Consider the following 23,819-nt stretch of genomic DNA (forward strand, 5'->3'; position numbering starts at 1 on the left):
GAGTAGGCGAAAATTCATGAAAAACAGTTTGATGGTAAAGACTGGGGGGGTATACCTGGGGCTGTCGATGGTTTCAAATTTTATCAATCTACTGTTGACTCCCATATATACAAACAACCTGACACTGGTTGAATACGGAAGCTATTCGATAATAACTTCATATCAAAGCTTGTTTTCAATATTCATTGCTTTGGGAATTTTCTCCGGGATGAAGAGGTTTTTCAACGAGTATGATGACAAGAACAGGCTTAAAAATATTGCGCTTACATTCTCTTTTATCTGGGGCGCTGTTATATACGCGCTCAGCTTGATTTTTGCCGGCAGGCTTGCGAGCGTAATGTTTGCGGCGGAAGCGCACGGTGTTGAGTATATTGGATATATTGTAATAAGCACGTTGCTTTTATGCATAATAAGCATTTACACAGCCTATTATTCTATGCAGTACAAGGCATTAAAGGCGAGCTTGATTGAGATTGCAAAGCTTGGATTGACTTTGGCTTTTGCATTGCTTTTTGTGGTAGCCAAGGACGGAGGCATAATTGGGATACTAAAATCACAATGCCTCTCCTATATTATAGTGTTGTCCATACTGTTTTTGGCGGATTACAGGCACATAAGGATTGAATGGGGAAAAGGCGAGCTGAAGGATATGTTGTCATATGGGATTGGAATGGCTGGCGCCTCGGATTTTCTGGAGTGGCTTCTAACTCTCGTGGACAGGTACTTTCTAAAGGCGATTATGGGATACGCGACTGTTGCTGTGTATTCGATAGGTTACAAGGTGGGAATGCTAATAATGCCGTTTCTAGTTACGCCTTTTATTAATGCGCTAATACCCTACAAGTACAGCGTTTACAAGGATAAGGACGGGAAGCGAAAGCTTGAGGAGCTTTTTGACTTATATAACATTGTAGGTTGGTTCGCGGTGCTGGGAATCTCTATTTATGCAAACATAACTATAAAAATACTTGCAACGGACGATTATTCGCAGGCTTTCATGATAGTTCCATTCATTGTTATGGCGTACTTGCTTGATGGGAGCTGTGAATTTTATTCTCTGGGGATTCATATCGAAAAGAAGGTTTTCTTGAACCTTGCAATACCCGGAGTGGCGACGCTTTTGAATATAATGCTGAACCTGGCGTTGATTCCGCGTATCGGAGCTTACGGAGCCGCTATTTCTACATTAATATCGTATTTTGCAATGACTATAATGTATTACTTTGGAGGAAGGGTATATTATAGAATGGAAATAGGCGTGGGGAGATTTTTTAAGGCAGGGATTCCTTTTTTTGCTGTATACACATTGTATTTATTTTTTGAGTTCCATAGAATGGATATGCTTTTGGAATTCTTTTATAATTTAATGCTTGTGACTCTGTATTTGTTCATAAGCTTTGCATTCGGATTCGTACCAAAATCGTATACTGTCATTTTAAGCAGTATAATAAAGGATAAATTGGGCAAAAGGGAGGCGGTTGAGGATGAAGATAGAAGTTTGTAAGTGGTATGGGAATGCAGATTCTCCAGTACTTTTGTGGATAGACGATCTTGCCAATGCCTGGGTGGATGTCAGCGGAAGCGGTTCCATTGAGCTTGGTGAAGACTGGGGCTATGCAAAACACGGTGAAAATTCTTCTTTTGATTACCTCGAGCAAAAATTGCTTTTACGACATCCGAAGATCAAGACGACTTTTTTTGTGCCGGTTGGAAAAAGAAGTGGTGTGGTGTCGGATTCAAGTATAAAGGTGATATCAGAAGCAATAAATTCCGATGAGGAGACAAAGGCATTCTTCAGAAATATAGGTGAGAATCCAAAGTTTGAAATGGCTTATCACGGGACTACTCACGGCATTGCCAGGGAAAAAATGGAAGATTTTGTCCAGGAATGGTCGACCTTCGAAAGTCTGGAGGAAGCTTTAGAGACGATAGAGAAAGGAAGAAGTATATTCTATGAGGTTTTTGGCTTCTATCCCAAAGGAGGCAAGTACTGTGGATACGAGCCGGGCAAGTATGGGGACGAGAGCATAGACAGAAGCGGATTTTTTTGGTGGTGCAGGCATTCGAATGTTGATCTTATAGAATACGGCGATAGTGAGCATGGGGGGAGCGATAAAAATCCGCTGACAAGTTACGATATAAAAACTTTTGGGAAAAACGGCGTAATAGACATACCTACTACGATTGGTGGACACATGCTTAACAGGTATCTAAATAAAGACGAAAGGATTATAAAGGGCACCGTCAAAAGACTGCTCAGAAGGCAGCTCATCGAAAAAGAAATGAGGAAGATAGACTATCTCATAAAAAACAAGCTTTTGATAAGTATAGAAGAACACATTTCTCCGGCAAGAAACGACGGCAGAAGACAGCTTCTGAACATATTTGACGATATGGAAGGCTTGAATGAAATATTCGATTATATTTCGGGGAAAAACGTATGGTACTGCACTGGAAGCGAATTGGCTGAATACTACTACTGCAGGGAGAACAGTGTCATAGAGCAGAGTGGAGATGAATTCGCTGTTAAATTCAAACCTGGAAATGTCGAGCTTTCATCAAAATTCTTGAGCCTGAAAGTGGAGGGAGGCGGCGTTGAAAAACTTATACTTCCAAATGGAAAAGAAGTCTCTAAAACAAACGGCGTATTCAATATTGAGATAATGGATGGTGTATATAAAACGACAGAATTAAAGTAAAATTTACAATCGAAGGGCAGCTGCGAACAAAAAAATAGGACCTGGGTAGGATGTTTAAACTCAAAAACTAATTATATAATTCAAAAGACAATAAAATTATACAAAGCAGGTATAAGTAAAAAATTTGAAAGGAGGAGAGTGCCAAAAATAACCTGCATAAACCTAAAAAAACGGAGGAAAATAAATATGAATATCAAAAACATGAGAAAAGGTGTAGCGCTTTCGATAGCGGCAATTATGACAATGGGCAGCTTGGGAACAGTTTTTGCACATGACTACAATAGAACATACAGCAGCTCAAGCCAAACAAGCAGTGACGCTGTCATATATAATTATCTGAACGCGGATTTCTTTAAGGAATATTTCAAAGTGGATTATTCCAAGGATTCTGCAAAGCTTAAGGCACTTCAACTTGAGGTGAAGAAGCTACTTGTTAAAAAAGGTGTAAGTTTGGACTCGAAAAGAAGCGTTAAGAGATATTTGCTAAATAACAAAGGTGAAGTCTACGCCATAATCAAGGCCCTGAACGCATCGAGCTCAACATCTTCTACAACAACGGCATCAAAGCCAACAACAACAACTACAACAACTACAACAAAACCAACAACATCTACATCTACAACAGCATCTACAACTACAACAAAGCCTTCAACAACTACTACAGCTTCTACAACTACAACTACAACTAAACCATCCACAACAACTACGTCTTCTACGACAACATCATCAGCTTCAATATCAGGAACATCACTGATTAATGACGCTTTCGACGGCCTATCCAATTGGAACAAGGAAACTTCAACATCATATGGTGTGACTATAGTAAAAGACCCACTGAACTCAAGCAACAACGTTGCAAGATTCGAGCTTAGAGACACAGATTCAAAAGTGTACAGCGGACTTAGAAGTGAAATAGCTTCAAAATGGAAGGCTGAGCCGGCGGGAAGCGAAATCTGGTACAACTGGAAATTCATGGTTGATCCTGCGCACTCAAACAGCTCTGATTGGGAAATACTAGGCCAGTGGCATCCGCAGCCAGTAGACGGAAACTGGGGTAACGCTGATGAGTATGTAAACGGAAGACCTACAATATCAATTCAATACCATGACGGCTACATGTATGTGGTAGTTCACAATCTAAAGGTTGGCGTTACAGAGATCAGATCTGAAAAAGTTGCAGTCAAGAAAGGTCAATGGGTAGACCTGAAAACTCACATAAAGTGGTCACAGGGAAATGATGGCTACATAGAAGTGCTTGCAAATGACAAGCCTATGGCATTCGTTACTGAGTACAATGCCAACTGGGATGCTAAAAAGCTTCCTGGCGATTACAGATTGAACATACCTACTCTTCTGAATTCTGCGGGAGATTACCTAAAGCTTGGTTCATACCGTAACACATCTTCACAAACGGGAAAAAGCATAATATATTATGACGATTTGAAGATAACAAGGGTAAAATAAATACAGAGTAAATTATTTAGTTCTAAAGAGCCTTAACGGGCTCTTTTTTTTATTTATATGTGCATGTATTTGGGTATAAAACATTATGATATTGCAACGATTGCAAAATATGCGGATGGAGAGAAATTAAATGAAAATAGTTATAGTCAATGACTATGCAAACATAAAAGGAGTTTCGAGTGCTCTAGCCATTGAGAGTGCCAGAGCCCTTGCCCAAGCTGGTGAGAGTGTGATATTTTTTTGCGCAGTAGGGCCGATTGATGAAAAGTTAATTCACAAGAACATAACAGTTATAAGTATGGACCAAAAGGATATCAGAGAAGACGGCTTCGAGAATATTAGCTTATGGAACAGGAAGGCTTATGTGTCATTGGGACGTTTGCTAGGCTCAGTAGATAAGAACAATACTATAGTTCATTTTCATTCGTTTGTGAATATACTTTCATCAGCTGCACTCAGAGTAGTTATGGACAGGGGATTCAAGTGCGTGCTCACACTTCATGATTATTTTATTGCATGTCCCAGCGGCAGTTTCTATGACTGCAGAAATGAAGCTTGCTGCGAGCTCGAAGGCCTCTCTGCAGCATGCATAAGGAGCAATTGTGAAAATCGGGGGCATATGCACAAACTATGGAAATGCTCGCGTCAGGCGATACAGATGAAAAAGGGCAGGGTGCCTGCAGGCGTTGATGCCTTTATAAGCATTTCAGAGTATAGCGAAAGAATAATCCGTCCATATCTGCCTGATTCAGCCAGAATATACAGTGTGAAAAGTCCGATTAGTATAAAAAATGAAGGTCCGGAGAGGGTTGCGGAAAGTAAAATTTTCACTTTTGTGGACAGACTAGGAGCTGAAAATGGAGCCGGCATATTTGCAAAAGCGGCATCATTGGCTGGTGTTGAAGCCACATTCATAGGAGTTGGGCCTATGAGAAAGCAACTTGAAGAAATATTGCCGGGCGCCTTATTCAGCGGGAGACTGAGACCTGAAAATGAAATAAGACTGCTGCGCGAATCGAGAGTGATGGTTTTCCCCACACTGCTTAATGAGACGCATGCTTTAGCTGTACTAAAAGCAAAGGCTCTTGGAATTCCAGCAATAGTATCGAGCGGTTCTTCTGCGGAAGAGCTTGTTGAAAGCGGCGAGGACGGTTTTATATTTGAAAGGGGAAGTATAGATGATCTTGTGCAAAAGCTCAAGGTTATGGGAAGTGACTCTTTGGTTAGAAGTATGGGAAGGGAAGCTCACAGAAGATACTGGGATGCTCCTTGGACCCCTGAAAACCATGTTATAGAGCTGATGAAAGTATACAATGATGTCTTGGGAGGAATTTGAGTATGCAGAGAAAAAAAATATGTGTGTTAGGACTTGGATATATTGGTTTGCCTACGGCTGCGATGTTTGCAACACATGGACATAATGTAATTGGAGTGGATGTCAGAAGCAAGGTTGTAGATGCACTCAACAATGCTAAGATAACAATAGAAGAGCCATATCTTGACATATTGGTGCAGGCGGCTGTCAAATCAGAGAATCTTATAGGCCGCACGGAGCCAGAGGAAGCCGATGTTTTTATAATAGCAGTGCCAACACCTATAACAAATGACAAGAGGGCTGATATGAGATATGTTGTTGAAGCGGCCGAGAGTATAGTACCGTACGTCAGAAACGGTAATATCGTAGTTCTTGAATCGACCTCACCTCCGGGAACGGTAAGGGATGTCCTATGTCCAATACTAGAGCGCAGCGGGCTTGTTCTTGGCGAGGAGCTTTATGTGGGACACTCTCCTGAGAGAGTTTTGCCAGGGAAAATATTAATGGAGCTGGTGGGTAATAACCGCATAGTGGGAGGCATAAACAGGAAAAGCGCAGAGAAGATAAAAGACATATACAAGACCTTTGTAAATGGTGAAATTTTTCTGACTGACGAAACCACTGCAGAAATGTGCAAGGTAATGGAGAACACATTCAGGGATGTCAACATAGCACTTGCAAATGAATTGGCCAAGATATGCGAGGAAATAGGGATAGACGTATGGGAGGTAGTAAGACTATGCAACAAGCACCCGAGAGTCAACATACATCAGCCTGGGCCTGGCGTAGGCGGACACTGTCTGGCGGTGGATCCATGGTTCATAGTCGAAAAAAATCCTAAAACTGCAGAGATAATAAAAATGGCAAGGCAGACAAACGACTCTATGCCTCGTTTTGTAGCGGATGCAATAGATGGAATGCTAGGAGAAAGTGACTATTCACGCAAGATATGTATTTTGGGGGTTACATATAAGGCAGATGTTGATGACACGAGAGAGAGTCCTATAATAGACCTCATTTCAGTACTCGGCAGCAGAGGGTATGAAGTCGCTGCCTATGATCCGCATGCAAAGAAGTTCGCATGTGAAGCGAGAAGTCTTGAAGAGGCGGCAAGTGAAAGCGAAATGGTTGTGCTGGGGGTGAATCATGAAGCCTTCAAAAAAATCAATTTCACAGAGCTTTGCAGGCTTACTAGGGGAAAAGTCTTTTTCGATCTTCGCAACTTCATGAACAAGGAAGAACTCGAAAGGGCTGGATTTAAAGTCAAGGTGCTAGGCAATGGCAAGGCGGATGTGCAGGAGGTTGCAGCGGAAGATACGGCGGAATAATCACTACCTAAATAATTAATCCAGCTGGGACAAGGGGATGATATAACACCCCTTGTCCCAAAACTTTTATGGAGATGAATTCAATGGGTGAAAATGGAATTAATGATAAATATATTATAATTGTGGGCTGCGGAAAGCTGGGGGCGCATCTTGCCGGTTTGCTTTTTGAATCGGGGAAAAGCGTTGTGATGGTAGATATGAGGCCATCGGCGTTCGGCAGGCTGCCGGATGGCTTTGGAGGATTTATGCTTGAGGCGGATGCCACGGAGCTTGACACATTAAAAAAGGCCGGGATTGAAAATGCAGACGTTTTTGTAGCTACAACAGATGATGACAATACTAACATAATGCTGACTCAGATAGCTAAGACCATATATGGGGTTAAAAAGGTTGTGGCGAGGGTGTATGAGCCGCACAGGCAGAAGGTTTATGAAGAATTCGAGCTTGAGACTATATGCCCGATGATTCTTTCGGCGGAGGCTTTCAGGGATTACATAGAGAGCGACGGAGGAGGTGAATAGCTTGCATATAATGATTGTAGGTGGGCATAGCAAGGTTCACTTTCTGGTGAAAAAATTCATTGCAGAAGGTCACAAGCTGATAGTGTTACACAAGGATGAGGAAGAGTGTAAAAGACTGGCTAAGATTCATAAGGCGTCAATTGTGCACGGAGATGGCACTGATCCGGCGGTGCTCGAGGATGCAGGCGTTGTTGGCTGCAATGTGGTAATAGCAATTTCAAATAGTGATGCTGAAAATCTTATTGTCTGTCAGGTAGCAGGCAAAATTTATGGAGTGGAGAGGACTCTGGCGGTTGTAAACGACCCTGAACACGTAGAAGTTTTTAAAAAGCTGGGGGTTCATGCCGTCATAAGTACAGCAGACATAATATTCGGAGTGATAGATCAAGAGGTCTCCGTTGACGAGATAATAAGCCTGATGCCTATTGAAGCGGGAAAAATAGACATTATGGATATTGAAATAGGCTCTGATTTCATAGCTGCTGGCAAGAGCATTATTGAGCTGGATATGCCAGAGGATTCCGTAATCGGCTTTATTGTAAGGGGTGAAATCCAGATGGTTCCAAAGGAGAATACCATTATAAGGGAGGGGGACAGGCTGATAATTTTGTCGCTTAGAAGCGTGCAGCCGGCGTTAATTGAAGCAATAAGAGGAAGGGCTGATTGATTTGGCATATACAGATGTTCTAGGGGAAAGGCGAAGGCTTGTCATAAGCTACACGGGCAAGATACTTATGGGGTCTTCGCTCATATATATATTGCCCTTGCTTTTGCTGCCTTTTTATCCACAGGAGTCTGTGTATGCTGTGGGATTTTTAATTCCAGCTGCTGTGGCACTGCTTAAAGGGTACATAATGAGCCTGCAAGAAGGTAGCAAGCAGGAGGGAATTACTGTAAAAGATGGCAGTGTTATAATCGTTGTAGCATGGATTTTGACCATTATAATTTCAGCACTGCCATTCTTGATATCAGGGGGGCTGAACTTCACTCAGGCAGTTTTCGAAGCTGTGAGTGGATGGACTACCACTGGCCTTTCAGTTGTAGATGTACAAAAAACTCCGCGCATAATTCTGTTTTGGAGAAGTATAATGCAGTTTTTCGGTGGAGCCGGACTTGCTGTAGTAATGCTCTCGGCAATAATAGGGCCATACGGTTTCGGACTCTTCAGCGCCGAGGGTCGGGAGGATATAATACCCAATGTCGTTAAGTCCGCAAAATTCATGATGATAATATATACAGGATATTTTGTAGTTGGATCGGCGCTCTACATGGAAGCGGGAATGTCAGCGTTTGAGGCCATAAACCATTCTGCGTCTGCTATATCAACAGGTGGATTCTCCACGAGAGTCGGGAGCATAGGAGAGTATGAAAGCTTAAATATAGAGTTAATAACTATACTTTTAATGCTTCTTGGCAGCATCAACTTCGGCACCCATTACATGCTAATGAAAGGTGAGGCCAGGAGGTTCTTCAGACTTGGAGAAATTAGACTGTCAGCATTTTTGCTTGCGTTTTTCATACCGCTAGTGTTTTTCTTTTCTGCATCAAAACTGTACGAATCCTTTGGAAAGGCGGCCAGGGTTTCGTTTTTCGAGCTCATATCAGCATTTACTACTACCGGATATTCAAGCGTAAGCTACGGCGGATGGGACGATTTCGGGATATTGGTTTTGATGCTGCTAATGATAATAGGAGGAGGCACATGCTCTACGGCGGGCGGTTTAAAGCAATATAGGGTGCTTTTGCTCATAAAGACTTTGCATTGGAATATGGCGCGTTTTTTTGCTCCGAAGAATGTAATCAGACACGAGTACATAGAAAGAGCCGAGGGTCCATATGAGATAAGCAGCGAACATATAATAAACACGGCCTGCTTTACTATTATGTACATAATGCTTTATTTGGCGGGAGTGGCCGTGCTAACTATAAACGGCTACAGCCTCAGAGATTCGATGTTCGAATTCGCTTCGGCAATGAGCACAGTAGGCCTTTCTATGGGAATAACATCGCCGAATGCGCCAGAAATAGTCCTGTGGACAGAAAGCGCTGGAATGTTCCTTGGAAGGCTGGAGTTTTTTGTGGTGTTCTACGGGATTGTAAATCTAGTGAAGCTTTCCTATGTACGAAATCCGGTGAAATAATTGACCTTTAAATTTCGTTGTGTGATTTCCTTGGGCTTATGCATTCTGAAATCTGTGATTTTGAGAACTCGCTATGTTTTGATTTTTTACATACTTGCGCGGAGAAACCTGATAAAAACGCAGGATTTTGTTAAGTGAGTTTAGTTGATTTCCAGGCAAAATAAAAGCGTATAATTTAAAGGAATTTTTGACTGTTTGAGCGGAGCGAGTTGTCAAAAATCCAAATTATACGCTTTTGTTGCGCCGTATGGAAATCTCTAAACGAAACGTAAAATCCAAGTTTTATCAGGTTTCACTTTAAGCCAGCAGCATCCTGTCGCTTACCTCATCCCCGCAGCCGGCCTTCTCAAACATAGAAAGCAGTTTCTCCTGGGTGAGGTTTTGCTTTTCTTCGCCGCAGATGTCTATTGCGATTCTGCCCCTTTGCATCATGAGAAGTCTGTTGCCCATTTTCATGGCGTGGTTCATATTGTGAGTCACCATCAGAGTTGTTATCTTCTTCTCGGTGACAATCTTTTCGGTAAGGTTGATTATTACCTCCGAGGTCTTCGGGTCGAGTGCTGCTGTGTGCTCATCAAGGAGCAGCAGCTCAGGTGAAGTCATCGTAGACATTATCAGGGAAAGCGCCTGTCTCTGGCCGCCTGAAAGGAGGCTTACCTTGGTGTGGAGCTTGTCTTCAAGTCCTATGCCTATCTGTGAAAGCAGCTCCGCAAAAAGTCCCGCCTGCTTCTTGCTGGCTCCTCTTGAGAGGCCATACAGCTTGCCCTTGTTGTATGCGAGAGACATGTTTTCAAGTATTGTCATTGAAGGGCACGTACCCTTAGAAGGGTCCTGGAATACCCTGGCTATCGACTTGGCTTTGCGGAATTCGGGCATGTGGGTTATGTCAGCTCCGCCAAGGAAAATCGAGCCTTCGTCAGGATCTATTTTGCCTGAAACCAGGTTGAGCAGAGTCGATTTGCCGGCGCCGTTGCCGCCGATTATTGTTACAAAGTCGCCTTCGTTTATTGTGAGCGAAAGTCCTCTGTAGAGGTTGTTTTCGTTTACAGTTCCTTTGTTAAAGGTTTTGTACAGATCGTTTAGCTGAAGCACCTGCAAACCCTCCTTTCAATAGCCTTCTAAAGCCGGTGAACCTGTGAGCGTTGCCAGCAGAAAGGGCGAACACTATTATTACGCAGGTCACAAGCTTAAGGTCGGTAGGCGATAGTCCAAGATTGAGTGCCGCGCCTATGCTGAACCTGTATAGTATGGAGCCAAGAAGCGCCATTGTAGTAGGAAGCATTATAGGGACTCTCCTGAAAAGAGTCTCTCCGAATATTATTGAGGCAAGGCCCATTACAACTATTCCTGTTCCCATACCTACATCGGCGAATCTCTGGTACTGAGCCATTATGGAACCTGCAAGGGCCACAAGTCCGTTGGATATCATAAGTGCAAGTATCTTCATCTTGCCTGTGTCTATTCCAAGTGAGGTTATCATATCAGGGTTGTCGCCAGTGCCTATTATCAAAAATCCAAGCTTTGTCGACAGCAAGAAGTCGAGCAACAGTTTCGATGCCACTGCGAATGCCGCTATGACAATAAGCGGATGCATCTCCAATGAAAATATAGTCTCATTGTTGAAAAGCGGAAGGTTCGATTTGCCCATTATCCTGAGGTTTATCGAGTAAAGCCCTATCATTACTAGTATTCCTGAGAGAAGATTGGTTATTCCAAGCTTCACATGAAGAAATCCTGTTATAAGTCCTGCGCCAAGTCCGGCTGCAAACGCAGCAAGACACGCTATGAAAGGATTTACGCCGTTTAATATAAGTATAGAGGCGACGGCTGCTCCCGTAACGAAGCTGCCGTCAACCGATAGGTCTGGAAAATCGAGTATCCTATATGTTATATATACTCCTAGGACCATTATTGCGAATATCAAGCCCATCTGGAGCACATTTATTGAAAAATCCAGCAACTGAGTCATCTCCCTTCAATGAAAACCAGTCAAAGAAATAAAATAATCTGACAAACTATCGAAAACTGTTTTACAAATAACTATTTTACAAATTCCGCTCTTGCTTTGAGATCTTCTGGAATTGTAATTCCAAGCTTTGCGGCAGTAGTCTCGTTTATAACAAGTGTAGTGTCCTCAAGGAGTCCAACAGGTATTTCGGCTGGTTTTTCTCCTTTTAGTATCTGGGCAGCTATTTTGCCTGTCTGAAGTCCAAGGTTGTAGTAGTTGATTCCCTCTGTAGCAAGCGCGCCGCCTTTAACTGCGCCGTCCTCTGCACTTATTACAGGTATCTTGTTTTCTATGCACTTGTTGGCTACAAGAGGTATTGAGGATACAACAGTGTTGTCAGTAGGCACATATAGCGCGTCTATATTTCCGATTGCAGAGTTGAGTGCCTGGTCTATATCGTTCACAGATGTGATTCCAACTTCAACTATTTCAAGTCCAAGCTTTGCTGCTACAGCTTTTGCCTGATCCACCTGAACTACAGAATTGGCCTCACTTGTGTTGTATATCACGCCTAGTTTTTTAACGTCTGGAACTAGTGCTTTTATCAGCTCGAATTGCTTTTCCATTGGAGCAGCGTCGCTAGAGCCTGTGACGTTTCCGCCCGGCTTGTCAAGAGAAGCCACAAGGCCTGCACTTACAGGGTCAGTAACGGCCGTAAATACTACAGGGATGTCTTTTGTAGCGTTGAATGCAGCCTGAGCTGAAGGCGTAGCTATTGCAACTATCATGTCCTTCTTGGCAGCTGCGAAGCCGTCTGCTATTGTCTGGGCGTTTGCCATCTCGCCTTGAGCGTTCTGGAAGTCTATCTCGAGGTTTTCACCTTCAACGAAGCCCTCTTCTTTGAGCGCGTCAATAATACCCTTTCTTGCATCGTCAAGTGCAGGGTGTTCAACAATCTGAGAAATACCTATGCTGTACGTTTTGTTTTCTGAATTTGCAGATTCGTCCGGAGCCTTTGAGCAGCCCGCTAAAAGTGAAGTGGACAAAAGAATTGAAGCACAAAAAATAGATATGAGTTTCTTTACCATACTACCATCCTCCTGAGATTTGAAATTGTGATTTGATAAACTGTTTGCTGCTGTTAAAATCCTACGCGCCCCAAGGGCCTACAGTGTTGCCTAGCCGTTTCCAACGTATGTGAAAAGGCTGTATGAGGAAGATTATATATTCTAGGGTTTATAAAGTCAACCCTGCTTTTGCAGATAAAAACATGAGGAAGCGTGGGATGACAGGCGTCCTGATAGATTGACAAAAAATAATCATACAAAAACCGTATAAGTTTTCTGAACATTCAGCATGGGCAATTAAACAATTTCAAAAATACGAATATTTATGATAAAATGATGTAAATTGAATTAATAATTCAGGGGTGTTGCTTTGTGACAGATGTATCGTTCGGTATAAATGTAAAAGGAGAGCAAGGTCAGTTTGATTTCTTCAAGCTCGTGTTTCAAAACTACCCTGGCGTAATGCTAATAATAGACCCGGATTCTGGAATTATAATCGAAGCGAATGATGCTGCGGAAAGTTTTTACGGGTATGACAGAGAACAGATTATAGGTATGGACATATGCAATATAAACAGATTTCAAAAATCGGATGCAGAGCTGAGGCTTAAGGCTGCGCTTGCGGGTGTTGGAATGTCGAATATGAGGCACTACACAAGTGATGGAACCGAGAAGAATGTCAAGGTTTTCCTGGCTCCGCTGGAGATTGCAGGCAAACTGCTGCTTCACGCAATAATATTCGAGGCCGGCGAAGGCAATGGCGAATTCGAAAGTGAAATAATAAGCAACAGAAAATATCTACACATGGCGCTGCATGACGATCTTACGGAGCTCCCAAACAAACGCTTCTTCAAGATGAAGGTTGAGGAGGAGATACTAAAGGCCAGCGTCGGAGGAAGCGGTTTTGCGCTTGTGTTCCTGGACCTTGACAATTTCAAGTACATCAATGACACACTGGGTCACGTTACGGGCGACAAGATGCTCAGTCTTATAGGCAGTAAGCTCAAACATTCCGTAAGAGGGGCGGATTTTGCTGCCAGATTCGGAGGAGACGAGTTTGCAATAGTTCTTCCCGGAGAGCAAAAAAGAGAAGAGGCTGAAGAAATAGCCCAGAGGATAAAAAAATCAATAGAGGACATCATGGAGATCGAAGGGCAGAAGCTGCAGGTTTCATGCAGCTACGGCATAAGCATATACCCTGCCGACGGCGAGGGCTTCGTCGAGCTGCTAAGGGCTGCCGACAAGGAGATGTACAACTGGAAGCAGAGCGTCGAGGAACATCAGGAGGACATATACTCAGATTTCATAGTGAAAAAAGAAGACGAGGAAAACTAGATATAAAAAAACCGCATTTAACAAAATGCGGTTTTTTTATGCTCTTATTCTGATTTGAAATAGACCTTCTCGTTTTCGAGCAGGGGTATAGATCTGTGCGCAAGACCTATTACCATATCATCGAGATGGAGCACTCCGATGCTCATGAATAGACATATGCTTATGTGCTCGTCGCAGCGGGCTATGCCTATCTTGCCTCCCACGCTAAAGCCGGTTGCCTTTTCGGAAACCTGATTTATGGCTTCCCTAGCAGCGCCTATTATGGCGCCCTCGTGTATGTGTACGTTTTGAATTATCCCGGTACGTTTTGACGCTACAAGAGCTCTTTCGATTATCTTCGGTATGGACTGAATCAGATTGCCGCCGACATCCACGCCTGTTGAAAGAATACCTGCTTTTTTATAATCTCTTACAAGTTTCTCTTCCTCCTCGCGGGTTGAAAGGGCCAGTTTAACTGCGGCCTTGGCCACGTCTATGCTTTTTATCATGTTTTTCACCTGCCTGAAAGTGATGATGGCCAGCTGTATGCATATAGAAGCCATTCATGTCACATTATAGCATAAATGCATGCAGCCTATTAAATAAATTATTCCCATAGCAGTGCCAAAAAAACCACTTAAATGAATATTTAATAATATAGAGGATTCTTTATTATGGAGTATTTGAGGAGGCTTTGGCATGATTGTGGTAAGGGATATTAAACTTTCTAGGGATTTCTCGCTCTCGGAGTTCGCGTGCAGGGATGAGAGAAGGAGCGTTTATGTGGATGCGGAGCTGGTGGAGAGGCTACAGGTTCTGCGGGATTATTTCAAAAGGCCGGTAGTCATAACGAGCGGCTACAGGAGCAAGGAGTACAACAGGAGAGTAGGCGGCGCCGATGGGTCGCAGCATCTTGAGGGGCGCGCGGCAGACATCAAGGTCATTGGGGTGGGCATGGAGGAGATAGCAAGGGCGGCTGTAAAGGCTGGCTTTCGTGGGATTGGCATATACGGGAGCTTTGTACATGTTGATGTGAGAAAAAATCTTGTAAACGGGGCCGGAAGGCCATACGACATATGGCGCGTGAGATAGAAATGGTAGCGGAGAGGGTACGACTTGTAATATGAACTGGAATAAATATTTGATATAATATATATTATGATAATAAGCATATTAGTTTACAGGCGAAAAGCCCTATATTGAAATAATAGCATTATAATTTGGAGGTTTTGATGGATAATACTGGTTATGATAAATTGTTATATGAAAGACTGTTGTACAGAAAACAATTCATAATGATGCCTTATACAATGGACGGGCCTTCGGATTGGAAAACATACGGGATATACAAGGAAAGGCTTGTGCTGCATGTACATCCGGAACTTGATATGACGGTTGTTGAAAATGAAAACAGAAGGGTTATTCTCTTGGGATACATTTTAGATTGGCAGAATCCTGAGTTTGGCAATGGTGACATAATCAAAATGTTGCTTAGGGAAAATCGGGATTTTGAAAGCTTTCTTGAAGCCACATTTAACCTTGGGGGAAGATTTGTACTTATATATGAGGATAAAGAATGCTGCAGAATGTACCACGATGCGGCAGGTCAGATGGAGGTATACTATTACAAGGGAAGTAAAGGTCTGGCTTGCGGAACCCAGCTGCCGATAATGAATCGGTATATAGCACTTGAAAATAACATGGCCAACGGAGTGCGGGATTTCTATGCGAGCGAAGCTTTTGCAGACGCCTCTATGCAGTGGATAGGGGAAGACACAATATACAATGGCACAAGGAAACTAAGTCCTAATTTCTATCTGGATCTCATTAATGGTGAGGTTGTCAGATATTGGCCTGTGAAGCCGCTGAGAAAAAGATCTATTCAAGCTTCTAGTGAAATGGCATGTTGGATGCTGAAGGGATTCATGAATGCTATATCAAGAAGGTCAAAACTCATAATGCCTATAACTGCCGATTGGGACAGTCGCCTTATGCTGGCAGCCACAAAGGATATCAGAGATAGTGTGACATATTATACTGTTAGATATCCTTGGCTGGATGATGAAAGCAAGGATATTAGGATCCCAAGGAGCCTGTTTGAGGAATTTGGGATTCCGTTTAAGGTGCTGAATCCAGGTGATGAGGCGGATGCTGACTTTAGCAGAGCGTTCATGGATAATACCGCATACCCTATAGCGAAGAATATTCCGGAAATATACAACATATTCTACAAAATGTTCAATGACAGCATTAACGTCACAAGCCAGGTGAGTGAAACTATAAGAAATTATTGCGGCACCATAAAAACACCAAACGGCAGGCTTTTTTCAACATACATAGGATATGATGGGAATAACGAGTACGCAGCAAAAATGTGCGATAAATGGATCAAGAAGAATTTGGAGCTCGCCAAGGAAATGAACATAGACCTGCTGTCACTTTTTATATGGGAGGAGGGGCTTAATTGGGAGGCTTCGCAACGAACCCAGGCAGATATAGCAATCGAGGAGTATTCGCCGTTTAGTTGCAGGAATCTGCTTGAAATGATGCTTTCGGTGAACGACTCCTATAGAAACAAGTATAACTGCATCCTCTACAGAAGGATGATTGAGATAATGTGGCCGGAGATACTTTACGAGCCTATCGATCCCTCGCTTAAGGGTAGTTTGAAAGGTGTCCTGGTATCAATGGATATGTTCTATTCTGTAAAAAAGATTTTCAAGGGGCTTTAAAAATCAGGGAGATTGAAATCTCCGTAAATTAGGAGGATGCGATGCTAAGGGAAGTGGATGCTAGATTAATAACACAGGCTGTAAAGGAGATGTGCATAAGCGCGAACATCAATCTTCAAGAGGACGTGCTTGATAGCCTAAAGGGAAGCGTGGAGACAGAGGAGTCGCCTGCAGGAAAGGGCATACTTGAGATAATAGTTCAAAACGCCAATCTGGCAAGGGAAAAATACGTACCTATATGTCAGGATACGGGGATGGCTGTCATATTCATAGAACTTGGACAGGATGTGCATATAGTAGGCGCAGGTCTCGAGGAGGCAATAAATGAAGGCGTGAGGCAGGGCTACAGCGAAGGCTATCTTAGAAAATCGGTCGTTTCAGATCCATTGCTAAGGGTCAATTCGGGAGACAATACGCCTGCGATAATATACACGCAGATTGTAGAAGGCGACAGGGTGAAAATTACGGTGGCGCCTAAAGGCTTTGGAAGCGAGAACATGTCCAGGGTAAAGATGCTCAAGCCGTCGGACGGGATAGAAGGAGTAGTTGATTTTGTGGTTGAAACCGTATCTATTGCAGGCCCTAATCCGTGTCCACCTATAGTAGTCGGCGTTGGAATCGGGGGAACAATGGACAAGGCTGCATACCTTGCCAAGAAGGCACTGCTTAGAGAGATAGGAAAGCACAGCGACAAGGAGCATATAAGAGAGCTTGAATTAGAGCTGCTTGAGAGGATAAACTGTCTGGGGATAGGGCCGCAGGGGCTCGGAGGAAGGACAACCGCTCTTGCTCTGAATATAGAAACATACCCAACTCACATAGCGGGGCTTCCTGTAGCAGTAAACATAAACTGCCATGCTTCAAGGCATGAGGAGCGCATTATATAGTAAAAAATGTCGGCAAACAAAAAGCTCCCGCTCGTCAGGGAGCTTTTTTCTGGGTGATAAAATACAATATTTTCTCAAATAAGATGATAATGGATGATATGGGCCGGATATTTTATATTATTAAGATTTATATATATAAAAATAGCTATTACGCGGTGTATTTCAAAAATGCTCAAAAAAACGTTTGCAAGAATAGAACAGTTATGTATAATATATTGGGGGCGGTTTTTCGGAACGCCTATTGACTTATAAATATCTATTGAAAAGCTTTATTAGGAGGATTATTAGAATGGAAAACAATCAAAATTGTAAGATTGTCACAGCAGATCCGTCGGCACTTGGCCTTTTCGGACTTGCAATGGTTACGCTAGTGGCTTCGTCTTCAAAACTTGGCTGGACAAGCGGAGTTTCTCTTGTAATACCTTGGGCGATATTCCTTGGAGCATTTGCTCAGCTTTTTGCATGTATAAACGATGCTAAAAAGAACAATGTTTTCGGAACTACTGCATTCGGAGGATATGCTTTCTTCTGGTTTGCTGTGGGAACTACTTGGCTTATACAAAACGGCGTTTTCGGAAAGGCTCTTGCCGAGTCAGCCGATGTAAAGCAGCTTGGATTTGCATTCGTAGGATACCTCATATTCACGCTTTTCATGACAGTAGGAGCAATGGAAACTCACAAGGTTCTGTTCATGATATTCGTGCTTATCGACTTCCTTTTCCTTGGACTTTCATTCAGCACTCTTGGAATAGCTCCGGAGCCTATGCACCTGCTTGCAGGATGGTCTGAGTTTGCAATAGCAATGCTTTCATTCTATGGATCGGCAGCTGCAGTGCTTAATACTCACTTTGGCAAGGTCGTGCTTCCTGTAGGAAAGCCTTTTGGAATATTCAAATAATAAAGAAAGAGCCGGGCTCTCGCCCTGACTCATACAATTTTTCATAATGCAATCATATAAGAAGGGGTTCTCTTGAAGGTGTCAAGGGAGCTCCTTCTGTTTTTTATAAAGCGGCTTTGCGTACTCCAAAAATACGTACAAAAACTTATATTTTTATCGTGATGTATGTGATATTATAAACAGAGTAGATAAATTATGTTTTAATTTTTTAGAAAGAGGGGAATTTGCATGAGCGAAGTCATAAAAATAAATGCCCCGCTTACAAAGGAAAAGGCAATGGAGCTAAGGGCTGGGGATATGGTGCTTATAAGCGGCAGCATTTATACCGGAAGGGACGCTGCCCACAAGAAGCTGATGGAGGCCATAGCAAACGGCGAGCAGCTTCCTTTCGATCCTAAGGATCAGATAATATACTATGTGGGGCCTACTCCGGCAAAGCCGGGAGCTGTTATAGGCTCGGCAGGGCCTACTACAAGCAGCAGGATGGACAAGATGACTGTTCCGCTTTTGGAGCGCGGCCTAACTGGCATGATAGGCAAGGGAGCCAGGAGCGAAGAGGTAATTGACGGAATGAAAAGAGTTGGGGCAGTCTATTTCGGGGCTGTAGGCGGAGCTGGAGCTCTGATATCAACGTGCATAAAAAGCTCTGAAATAGTTGCTTACGAGGAACTCGGTCCAGAGGCTATAAGAAGGATATACGTGGAGGATTTTCCGGCTGTTGTTGTCATAGACAGCAAGGGGGGCAACCTTTATGAAAGTGAGAGGGCTAAGTACAGCAAGGAATATGTAGAAGGCAAGTCAAAATAGCAAGTCTAAATACAATATTTTAATATGCGGAGGGACTTTATGGATTTCAACAGCATGTCGATTGAACTTCACAAGAAGCATAAGGGCAAGATAGAGGTGTGCAGCAAGGTAAAGGTTGAAGACTCTGTGGACCTTTCTGTGGCCTACACTCCTGGCGTGGCTCAGCCTTGCAGGGAAATAGCCGAAAAGAAAGAAATGGTATACGACTACACTTCAAAAGGCAACCTGGTTGCCGTAGTAAGTGACGGTACTGCAGTGCTGGGTCTTGGTGATATTGGTCCTGAGGCTGCAATACCTGTAATGGAGGGCAAGGCCATACTATTTAAGGAGTTTGGAGATGTTGACGCTTTCCCAATATGCCTTTCAACAAAGGACGTCGATGAGATTGTAAAGACTGTAAAGCTCATGGAACCTGTGTTCGGAGGTATAAACCTCGAGGACATATCAGCTCCAAGATGTTTTGAGATAGAGAAAAGGCTCAAGGAAGAGCTTGACATACCTGTTTTCCACGACGACCAGCACGGAACAGCCATAGTTGTGGCTGCTGGGCTTATAAACGCGCTCAAGCTGACTGGCAAAAAGCTTGAGGACATGGAGGCGGTTATAAACGGCACTGGATCTGCGGGAATAGCAATAGGCAAGCTGTTGCTTAATATGGGCATCAAAAACATAGTATTCTGCGGAAGAAAAGGGGCCATATACGAGGGCGCCGAAGACATCAACTGGGCACAGGAAGAGGCTGCCAAGCTTTCGAACATACACAATGAAAAGGGAACTCTTGCCGAGGTGCTAAAGGGCAAGGATGTTTTCATAGGAGTATCAGGTCCTGGTGTGGTATCGGTAGAAATGGTAAAATCGATGAATAAGGATGCTATAGTTTTTGCGATGGCAAATCCAATACCAGAGATAATGCCTGAGCTTGCAAGGGAAGGCGGAGCACTGATAATAGGAACAGGAAGATCTGATTTTCCAAACCAGGTGAACAACGTGCTTGCGTTCCCAGGAATATTCAGGGGAGCTCTTGACGTAAGAGCCAGCGAAATAAACGAAGAAATGAAGATAGCTGCGGCGTATGCAATAGCTAACACAATATCGGAAGACGAGCTCGAGCCTGAGTATATACTTCCAAAAGCCTTCGACAAGAGGGTTGCAAAGAACGTGTCTGAGGCGGTTATGGAGGCTGCCAGAAAGACAGGTGTGGCAAGGGTCTAGAAGTAACCGCCCACATGCTGAAAATATAACTTAAAATGCTTGTGCATGCAGAAAATATTCTGGGGTATATAATATATCTCAGGATATTTTTTTTATTCGAAGCGAAACAAAGTCGGAGCAGGCAGAAGATACTTGAGAAGCTTTTGATTCTCAGCGGCAAAGTATATGACAGGCTTAAGGCTCAGGATGTCAAGAAGGTGGTCGAGTTCCTGCAGAAAAACGGAAGAAATGATCTGCTGTAGCTTGCCGGCTCGAAAAATGCATGTTTACGTAATTTTCAAAGTATTATACAATATTATCATTATCGAATGAGAGAATATACTCGGTATAAATCTTTTTGAAAGGATGTAATTTATGGGTTCCAACGTGAGATTCAAAAATATAGATGATATTAACCGAATAGTTGTAAAGATTGGAACGTCTACGCTGACTTACCCAGGAGGCAAACTCAACTTCCACAGGATAGACCAGATTGCACGCGTGCTTTCAGACCTCAACAACCAGGGCAGGCAGATAGTGTTTGTGACATCTGCGGCAATAGGTGTTGGGATTGCAAGGCTTGGAAAGCCGGAACTGCTAGCTAGCGTTCCAGGCAAGCAGGCTGCCGCTTCGGTAGGCCAGGCGATGCTCATGAAGATATACCAGAGGATGTTCAACGACTACAACCAGATAGTGTCTCAGGTCCTTCTGACAAAATATGTAACAGATACCGAAAGGACAAGGGTGAACGCCCAAAACACCATGAACACACTGCTTGAGATGAATGTAATCCCTGTAGTCAACGAAAACGACACCATAGCCACTGAGGAGATAGTGTTCGGAGACAACGACACTCTGTCTGCAACTGTAGCTGCGCTCATAGATGCAGACCTGCTCATACTGCTTTCTGACATCGACGGTCTTTATACGGGCAACCCTAAAACAAACCCTGATGCCAAGCTGATATCGCGCGTTGATGACATCACCGAGGACATAGAAAATCTGGCTTCGGGCAAGGGCTCGACTCTAGGAACGGGCGGCATGATAACTAAGATAAAAGCGGCGAGCATAGCGTATGCGCACGGCATAGACACAATAATAGCAAACGGAGACAACCCCGAAATACTCTACGACATACTTGAAGGCAAGGCTGTAGGGACTCATTTTGTGGCTCCATCAAACAGATAGGAAAGTACATCATATTCGGCAGTCGGCAGGTTAGATAGTCTGAAAGGTGGATGATGCCTTATGTGTAAGAATGAGAAGTATGACAAGGAAAAAGGCGTATACATGTGCAAGCTCAGCGGCAATGTATGCATAAGCAGGGAAAAGGGTCTTATGTGCCCTATGTTCATAGAGGCCGGGGAGCAGCCGACTGAAAGAAAGCTCAGGATGCTATGGGAGAAGAAAAAGAAGGCTAGAACCCAGCACAGAAAAGAATAAGAGTAATTTAATGAGACTATTGAAGGGAGTTTTGCGCATGCGTGAGGCTCCCTTTCTGTATGCAAAAAATACTTTTCAGCAAAAATAGTGTGTGTTGTTTGTGCACGCCACATATGTTATAATATCTCAAAGTCTTTATACAGAGTACACTTGTGTCTGTTGTAGACACAGCTGGATGGGGGATATTATTATGCAGGAGAAAAATAGCGGCTATCTTATAGTAGACAAGGAAATACTTCCCGATGTGTTTGAAAAGGTGGTCAAGGCAAAGGACATGCTGCGAACTGGGAAAGCGAAGGGAATAACCCAGGCATGTAAGCTTCAGGAAATAAGCAGAAGCACCTTCTACAAATATAAGGACTATGTATTCGCCGTTTCGGAAGCTATGCGAGGCAGGAAAGCGACTATAATAATGATACTCGATCACACGCCGGGCGTACTTTCGAATGTGCTCAACAAGCTTGCGGAGCTAAAGGGCAATATTCTTACCATATCTCAGGATATACCAATAAATAATGCCGCCAATGTAAGCATAACTCTTGACATAAGCGAGCTGGAAATTGAAATAGATGAGCTGGTAAGCAGGATAAATGAGATTGAAGGTGTTTTCAAGTCAGAGCTTATGGCTGTGGAATAAAAACAATTACAACTACTATGGAGGGAATTCGTAATGATAAAAATTAAAGTTCCGGCAACTACTGCAAATATGGGGCCGGGTTTTGATGCGATAGGCATGGCGCTCAACCTATATAATGAGGTGGAAATAGAAACACTAAATGAAGGAGTTCAGATTATATGGGACAACCCGGAGCTTGAGCTGCCGCTTGAACAGAACATGGTATATACAAGTATGATGCATGCGTTTGAAAAATACGACTTCAAACGCAAGGGTGTCAAGATAAGAATAAAAAGCTGCAACATACCTCTGAGCAGGGGCCTTGGAAGCAGTGCTTCATCTATAGTAGCCGGAATAGTCGGGGCAAATGAGATAATGGGCAAAGTCATGTCATACGATGATATAGTAGATATGGCGACAGAGCTTGAAGGCCACCCGGATAACGTTGTGCCTGCAATAACAGGAGGAATGGTAGTATCCATATATGACGGAGGCAAGGTGACATATTCAAAGATTGATGTGCCAAAGGAGATAAGGTTTGCAGTGATGATACCGGGTTTCAAGGTCAGCACTGAAAAAGCAAGGGGTGTAATGCCTGAAAGCTATGGGAAAAGCGACTGCGTCTTCAACATATCAAGGGTGGCAATGCTTGTCAATGCAATGAACAAGGGCGAACTCGACAAGCTCAGAGTGTGCTTTGAGGACAAGATACATCAGCCATACAGAAAAAATCTGATAATGGGAATGGACGAAATATTCGAAGAGGCGAAAAAGCTGGGTTCTATAGGAGAATTCATAAGCGGATCGGGCTCTACGCTTATAGCTGTTGTAAAGACTGACAACGAAGGCTTTGAGGAATCCATGAGAAAATATCTGTCAAAAATAGATGGGAACTGGGAAATTAAAATGTTAGAGACAGACTACAACGGGGTAAGTATATAAACATAACAGAATAACAGAACATTAATATTTCCACCTGATAAAGGGGATGGCCAATTGGCGGCTTTGACTTATGCAAAGACCGTAAAAGTCATCTCCTTTGTTTTGTGCCGGTCAGGTTAGCTTTCAGCTGCGATATTGCCAGCAGGGTAGATTTGCGAACTAAAATTAAAGAATGGATGATTATGTTCAGATTATGCACGAACTCAAAAAGGCCTTACAAAACATTAGGTTTGGGAAAATAAGATTTATTAAAAAAGTTGATAAAATGTGTTGACGAAGAATATGAAAGCTGGTATATTAGTCTATGTCGCCGAGAGCGGCAGCAAAACGAAACGAAAAGCAAGCAAAAAGAAACGAAAAAAGTGTTGACTTGGAGAACTTGAAGTGATAAGATAATCAAGTCGCAAATTGAACCTTGAAAACTAAACAGCAGGTTTATTTTTTAAAGATGGCTAAGCCATCAAATTATTTAAAGTCAGTGAGGCATCGGAAGATGTCACAATGAG

General features: G+C 43.1%; 24 protein-coding genes. 20 read left to right on the top strand and 4 right to left on the bottom strand.

Going from position 1 to position 23,819, the window contains the following annotated elements; translation table 11 throughout:
• Positions 1 to 16: 16 nt before the first annotated feature.
• The 8 genes from GT589_RS05200 to GT589_RS05235 all read left to right on the top strand — a co-directional run bounded on the left by GT589_RS05200 (position 17) and on the right by GT589_RS05235 (position 9,468).
• Complete coding sequence (locus GT589_RS05200; protein WP_293397036.1) at positions 17 to 1,504, top strand: oligosaccharide flippase family protein; 1,488 nt, start codon at positions 17 to 19, stop codon at positions 1,502 to 1,504.
• Positions 1,485 to 2,699, top strand: a complete 1,215-nt coding sequence (locus GT589_RS05205) for a hypothetical protein (protein ID WP_293397039.1) — start codon at positions 1,485 to 1,487, stop codon at positions 2,697 to 2,699. Before GT589_RS05200 ends, GT589_RS05205 begins: the two co-directional genes overlap by 20 nt.
• A gap of 186 nt (positions 2,700 to 2,885) precedes the next feature.
• The gene (locus tag GT589_RS05210) at positions 2,886 to 4,163 is read left to right on the top strand and encodes a polysaccharide lyase (protein WP_293397042.1); all 1,278 of its coding nucleotides are present in this window, start codon (positions 2,886 to 2,888) and stop codon (positions 4,161 to 4,163) included.
• Between the two features lie 130 nt (positions 4,164 to 4,293).
• Positions 4,294 to 5,499, top strand: coding sequence for a glycosyltransferase family 4 protein (locus GT589_RS05215; RefSeq protein WP_293397045.1), 1,206 nt, complete (start codon positions 4,294 to 4,296; stop codon positions 5,497 to 5,499).
• 2 nt (positions 5,500 to 5,501) lie between these two features.
• Positions 5,502 to 6,806: a nucleotide sugar dehydrogenase gene (locus tag GT589_RS05220; protein ID WP_293397048.1), complete on the top strand. Its 1,305-nt coding sequence runs from the start codon at positions 5,502 to 5,504 to the stop codon at positions 6,804 to 6,806.
• Positions 6,807 to 6,874: 68 nt separating this feature from the next.
• Positions 6,875 to 7,327: a potassium channel family protein gene (locus GT589_RS05225; RefSeq protein WP_293397051.1), complete on the top strand. Its 453-nt coding sequence runs from the start codon at positions 6,875 to 6,877 to the stop codon at positions 7,325 to 7,327.
• Positions 7,328 to 7,337: 10 nt separating this feature from the next.
• Positions 7,338 to 7,994 carry a potassium channel family protein gene (locus GT589_RS05230; protein ID WP_293397097.1) on the top strand — a complete coding sequence of 219 codons (657 nt, stop codon included), beginning with the start codon at positions 7,338 to 7,340 and terminating at the stop codon, positions 7,992 to 7,994.
• Position 7,995: 1 nt separating this feature from the next.
• Positions 7,996 to 9,468, top strand: coding sequence for a TrkH family potassium uptake protein (locus GT589_RS05235; protein ID WP_293397053.1), 1,473 nt, complete (start codon positions 7,996 to 7,998; stop codon positions 9,466 to 9,468).
• 297 nt (positions 9,469 to 9,765) lie between these two features.
• On the opposite strand, the gene GT589_RS05240 is transcribed toward GT589_RS05235, so the two are convergent.
• The 3 genes from GT589_RS05240 to GT589_RS05250 form a co-directional block, all read right to left on the bottom strand.
• Positions 9,766 to 10,560, bottom strand: a complete 795-nt coding sequence (locus GT589_RS05240) for an ABC transporter ATP-binding protein (protein ID WP_293397055.1) — start codon at positions 10,558 to 10,560, stop codon at positions 9,766 to 9,768.
• On the bottom strand, positions 10,526 to 11,428 hold the full coding sequence (locus GT589_RS05245; RefSeq protein WP_293397058.1) for an ABC transporter permease subunit: 903 nt from the start codon (positions 11,426 to 11,428) through the stop codon (positions 10,526 to 10,528). Before GT589_RS05245 ends, GT589_RS05240 begins: the two co-directional genes overlap by 35 nt.
• 80 nt (positions 11,429 to 11,508) lie before the next feature.
• Complete coding sequence (locus GT589_RS05250) at positions 11,509 to 12,504, bottom strand: ABC transporter substrate-binding protein (RefSeq protein WP_293397061.1); 996 nt, start codon at positions 12,502 to 12,504, stop codon at positions 11,509 to 11,511.
• Positions 12,505 to 12,855: 351 nt separating this feature from the next.
• Here GT589_RS05250 and GT589_RS05255 point away from each other — a divergent pair, with 351 nt between their 5' ends.
• On the top strand, positions 12,856 to 13,818 hold the full coding sequence (locus GT589_RS05255) for a sensor domain-containing diguanylate cyclase (protein ID WP_293397064.1): 963 nt from the start codon (positions 12,856 to 12,858) through the stop codon (positions 13,816 to 13,818).
• A 44-nt stretch (positions 13,819 to 13,862) separates the two neighbouring features.
• On the opposite strand, the gene GT589_RS05260 is transcribed toward GT589_RS05255, so the two are convergent.
• A complete protein-coding gene (locus tag GT589_RS05260) occupies positions 13,863 to 14,360 on the bottom strand; it encodes a HutP family protein (RefSeq protein WP_330582861.1) in 498 nt (165 codons plus the stop codon).
• A gap of 136 nt (positions 14,361 to 14,496) precedes the next feature.
• Between GT589_RS05260 and GT589_RS05265 the strand changes: the two genes are divergently transcribed.
• From GT589_RS05265 to thrB, 11 genes are all read left to right on the top strand, one after another.
• Complete coding sequence (locus GT589_RS05265; protein WP_293397066.1) at positions 14,497 to 14,889, top strand: D-Ala-D-Ala carboxypeptidase family metallohydrolase; 393 nt, start codon at positions 14,497 to 14,499, stop codon at positions 14,887 to 14,889.
• Between the two features lie 203 nt (positions 14,890 to 15,092).
• Positions 15,093 to 16,529: a hypothetical protein gene (locus tag GT589_RS05270; protein WP_293397069.1), complete on the top strand. Its 1,437-nt coding sequence runs from the start codon at positions 15,093 to 15,095 to the stop codon at positions 16,527 to 16,529.
• A gap of 41 nt (positions 16,530 to 16,570) precedes the next feature.
• Positions 16,571 to 17,416 (top strand): fumarate hydratase, encoded by an 846-nt coding sequence (locus GT589_RS05275; protein ID WP_293397072.1) that lies wholly within the window; start codon positions 16,571 to 16,573, stop codon positions 17,414 to 17,416.
• Positions 17,417 to 17,705: 289 nt separating this feature from the next.
• Positions 17,706 to 18,314 (top strand): acetate uptake transporter, encoded by a 609-nt coding sequence (locus GT589_RS05280; protein WP_293397075.1) that lies wholly within the window; start codon positions 17,706 to 17,708, stop codon positions 18,312 to 18,314.
• A gap of 228 nt (positions 18,315 to 18,542) precedes the next feature.
• Positions 18,543 to 19,121: a Fe-S-containing hydro-lyase gene (locus GT589_RS05285; protein ID WP_293397077.1), complete on the top strand. Its 579-nt coding sequence runs from the start codon at positions 18,543 to 18,545 to the stop codon at positions 19,119 to 19,121.
• A gap of 39 nt (positions 19,122 to 19,160) precedes the next feature.
• A complete protein-coding gene (locus tag GT589_RS05290; protein ID WP_293397080.1) occupies positions 19,161 to 20,333 on the top strand; it encodes an NAD(P)-dependent malic enzyme in 1,173 nt (390 codons plus the stop codon).
• A 35-nt stretch (positions 20,334 to 20,368) separates the two neighbouring features.
• Positions 20,369 to 20,575, top strand: coding sequence for a hypothetical protein (locus GT589_RS05295; RefSeq protein ID WP_293397082.1), 207 nt, complete (start codon positions 20,369 to 20,371; stop codon positions 20,573 to 20,575).
• 112 nt (positions 20,576 to 20,687) lie between these two features.
• Entirely contained in the window at positions 20,688 to 21,500 is an 813-nt protein-coding gene (gene proB, locus GT589_RS05300) for a glutamate 5-kinase (protein ID WP_293397085.1), read from the top strand.
• Positions 21,501 to 21,560: 60 nt separating this feature from the next.
• Positions 21,561 to 21,755 carry a hypothetical protein gene (locus GT589_RS05305; RefSeq protein WP_293397088.1) on the top strand — a complete coding sequence of 65 codons (195 nt, stop codon included), beginning with the start codon at positions 21,561 to 21,563 and terminating at the stop codon, positions 21,753 to 21,755.
• Between the two features lie 190 nt (positions 21,756 to 21,945).
• Positions 21,946 to 22,392, top strand: coding sequence for an ACT domain-containing protein (locus tag GT589_RS05310; protein WP_293397090.1), 447 nt, complete (start codon positions 21,946 to 21,948; stop codon positions 22,390 to 22,392).
• Between the two features lie 33 nt (positions 22,393 to 22,425).
• Positions 22,426 to 23,313 (top strand): homoserine kinase, encoded by an 888-nt coding sequence (gene thrB / locus GT589_RS05315; protein WP_293397092.1) that lies wholly within the window; start codon positions 22,426 to 22,428, stop codon positions 23,311 to 23,313.
• Positions 23,314 to 23,819: the final 506 nt, after the last annotated feature.

Origin of the sequence: Peptoclostridium sp. (assembly GCF_009881055.1) — a bacterium.
Lineage (GTDB): Bacteria > Bacillota > Clostridia > Peptostreptococcales > Peptostreptococcaceae > Peptoclostridium_A.

Bases quoted from the DNA above. Each gene is read 5' to 3' on its own strand.
- GT589_RS05210 (WP_293397042.1), top strand. From the start codon at position 2,886: ATGAATATCAAAAACATGAGAAAAGGTGTAGCGCTTTCGATAGCGGCA.
- GT589_RS05215 (WP_293397045.1), top strand. From the start codon at position 4,294: ATGAAAATAGTTATAGTCAATGACTATGCAAACATAAAAGGAGTTTCG.
- GT589_RS05200 (WP_293397036.1), top strand. From the start codon at position 17: ATGAAAAACAGTTTGATGGTAAAGACTGGGGGGGTATACCTGGGGCTG.
- GT589_RS05270 (WP_293397069.1), top strand. From the start codon at position 15,093: ATGATGCCTTATACAATGGACGGGCCTTCGGATTGGAAAACATACGGG.
- GT589_RS05265 (WP_293397066.1), top strand. From the start codon at position 14,497: ATGATTGTGGTAAGGGATATTAAACTTTCTAGGGATTTCTCGCTCTCG.
- GT589_RS05295 (WP_293397082.1), top strand. From the start codon at position 20,369: ATGCTTGTGCATGCAGAAAATATTCTGGGGTATATAATATATCTCAGG.
- GT589_RS05305 (WP_293397088.1), top strand. From the start codon at position 21,561: ATGTGTAAGAATGAGAAGTATGACAAGGAAAAAGGCGTATACATGTGC.
- GT589_RS05260 (WP_330582861.1), bottom strand. From the start codon at position 14,360: ATGGCTTCTATATGCATACAGCTGGCCATCATCACTTTCAGGCAGGTG.
- GT589_RS05250 (WP_293397061.1), bottom strand. From the start codon at position 12,504: ATGGTAAAGAAACTCATATCTATTTTTTGTGCTTCAATTCTTTTGTCC.
- GT589_RS05205 (WP_293397039.1), top strand. From the start codon at position 1,485: ATGAAGATAGAAGTTTGTAAGTGGTATGGGAATGCAGATTCTCCAGTA.
- GT589_RS05290 (WP_293397080.1), top strand. From the start codon at position 19,161: ATGGATTTCAACAGCATGTCGATTGAACTTCACAAGAAGCATAAGGGC.
- GT589_RS05275 (WP_293397072.1), top strand. From the start codon at position 16,571: ATGCTAAGGGAAGTGGATGCTAGATTAATAACACAGGCTGTAAAGGAG.
- GT589_RS05285 (WP_293397077.1), top strand. From the start codon at position 18,543: ATGAGCGAAGTCATAAAAATAAATGCCCCGCTTACAAAGGAAAAGGCA.
- thrB (WP_293397092.1), top strand. From the start codon at position 22,426: ATGATAAAAATTAAAGTTCCGGCAACTACTGCAAATATGGGGCCGGGT.
- proB (WP_293397085.1), top strand. From the start codon at position 20,688: ATGGGTTCCAACGTGAGATTCAAAAATATAGATGATATTAACCGAATA.
- GT589_RS05220 (WP_293397048.1), top strand. From the start codon at position 5,502: ATGCAGAGAAAAAAAATATGTGTGTTAGGACTTGGATATATTGGTTTG.
- GT589_RS05225 (WP_293397051.1), top strand. From the start codon at position 6,875: ATGGAGATGAATTCAATGGGTGAAAATGGAATTAATGATAAATATATT.
- GT589_RS05280 (WP_293397075.1), top strand. From the start codon at position 17,706: ATGGAAAACAATCAAAATTGTAAGATTGTCACAGCAGATCCGTCGGCA.
- GT589_RS05230 (WP_293397097.1), top strand. From the start codon at position 7,338: ATGATTGTAGGTGGGCATAGCAAGGTTCACTTTCTGGTGAAAAAATTC.
- GT589_RS05310 (WP_293397090.1), top strand. From the start codon at position 21,946: ATGCAGGAGAAAAATAGCGGCTATCTTATAGTAGACAAGGAAATACTT.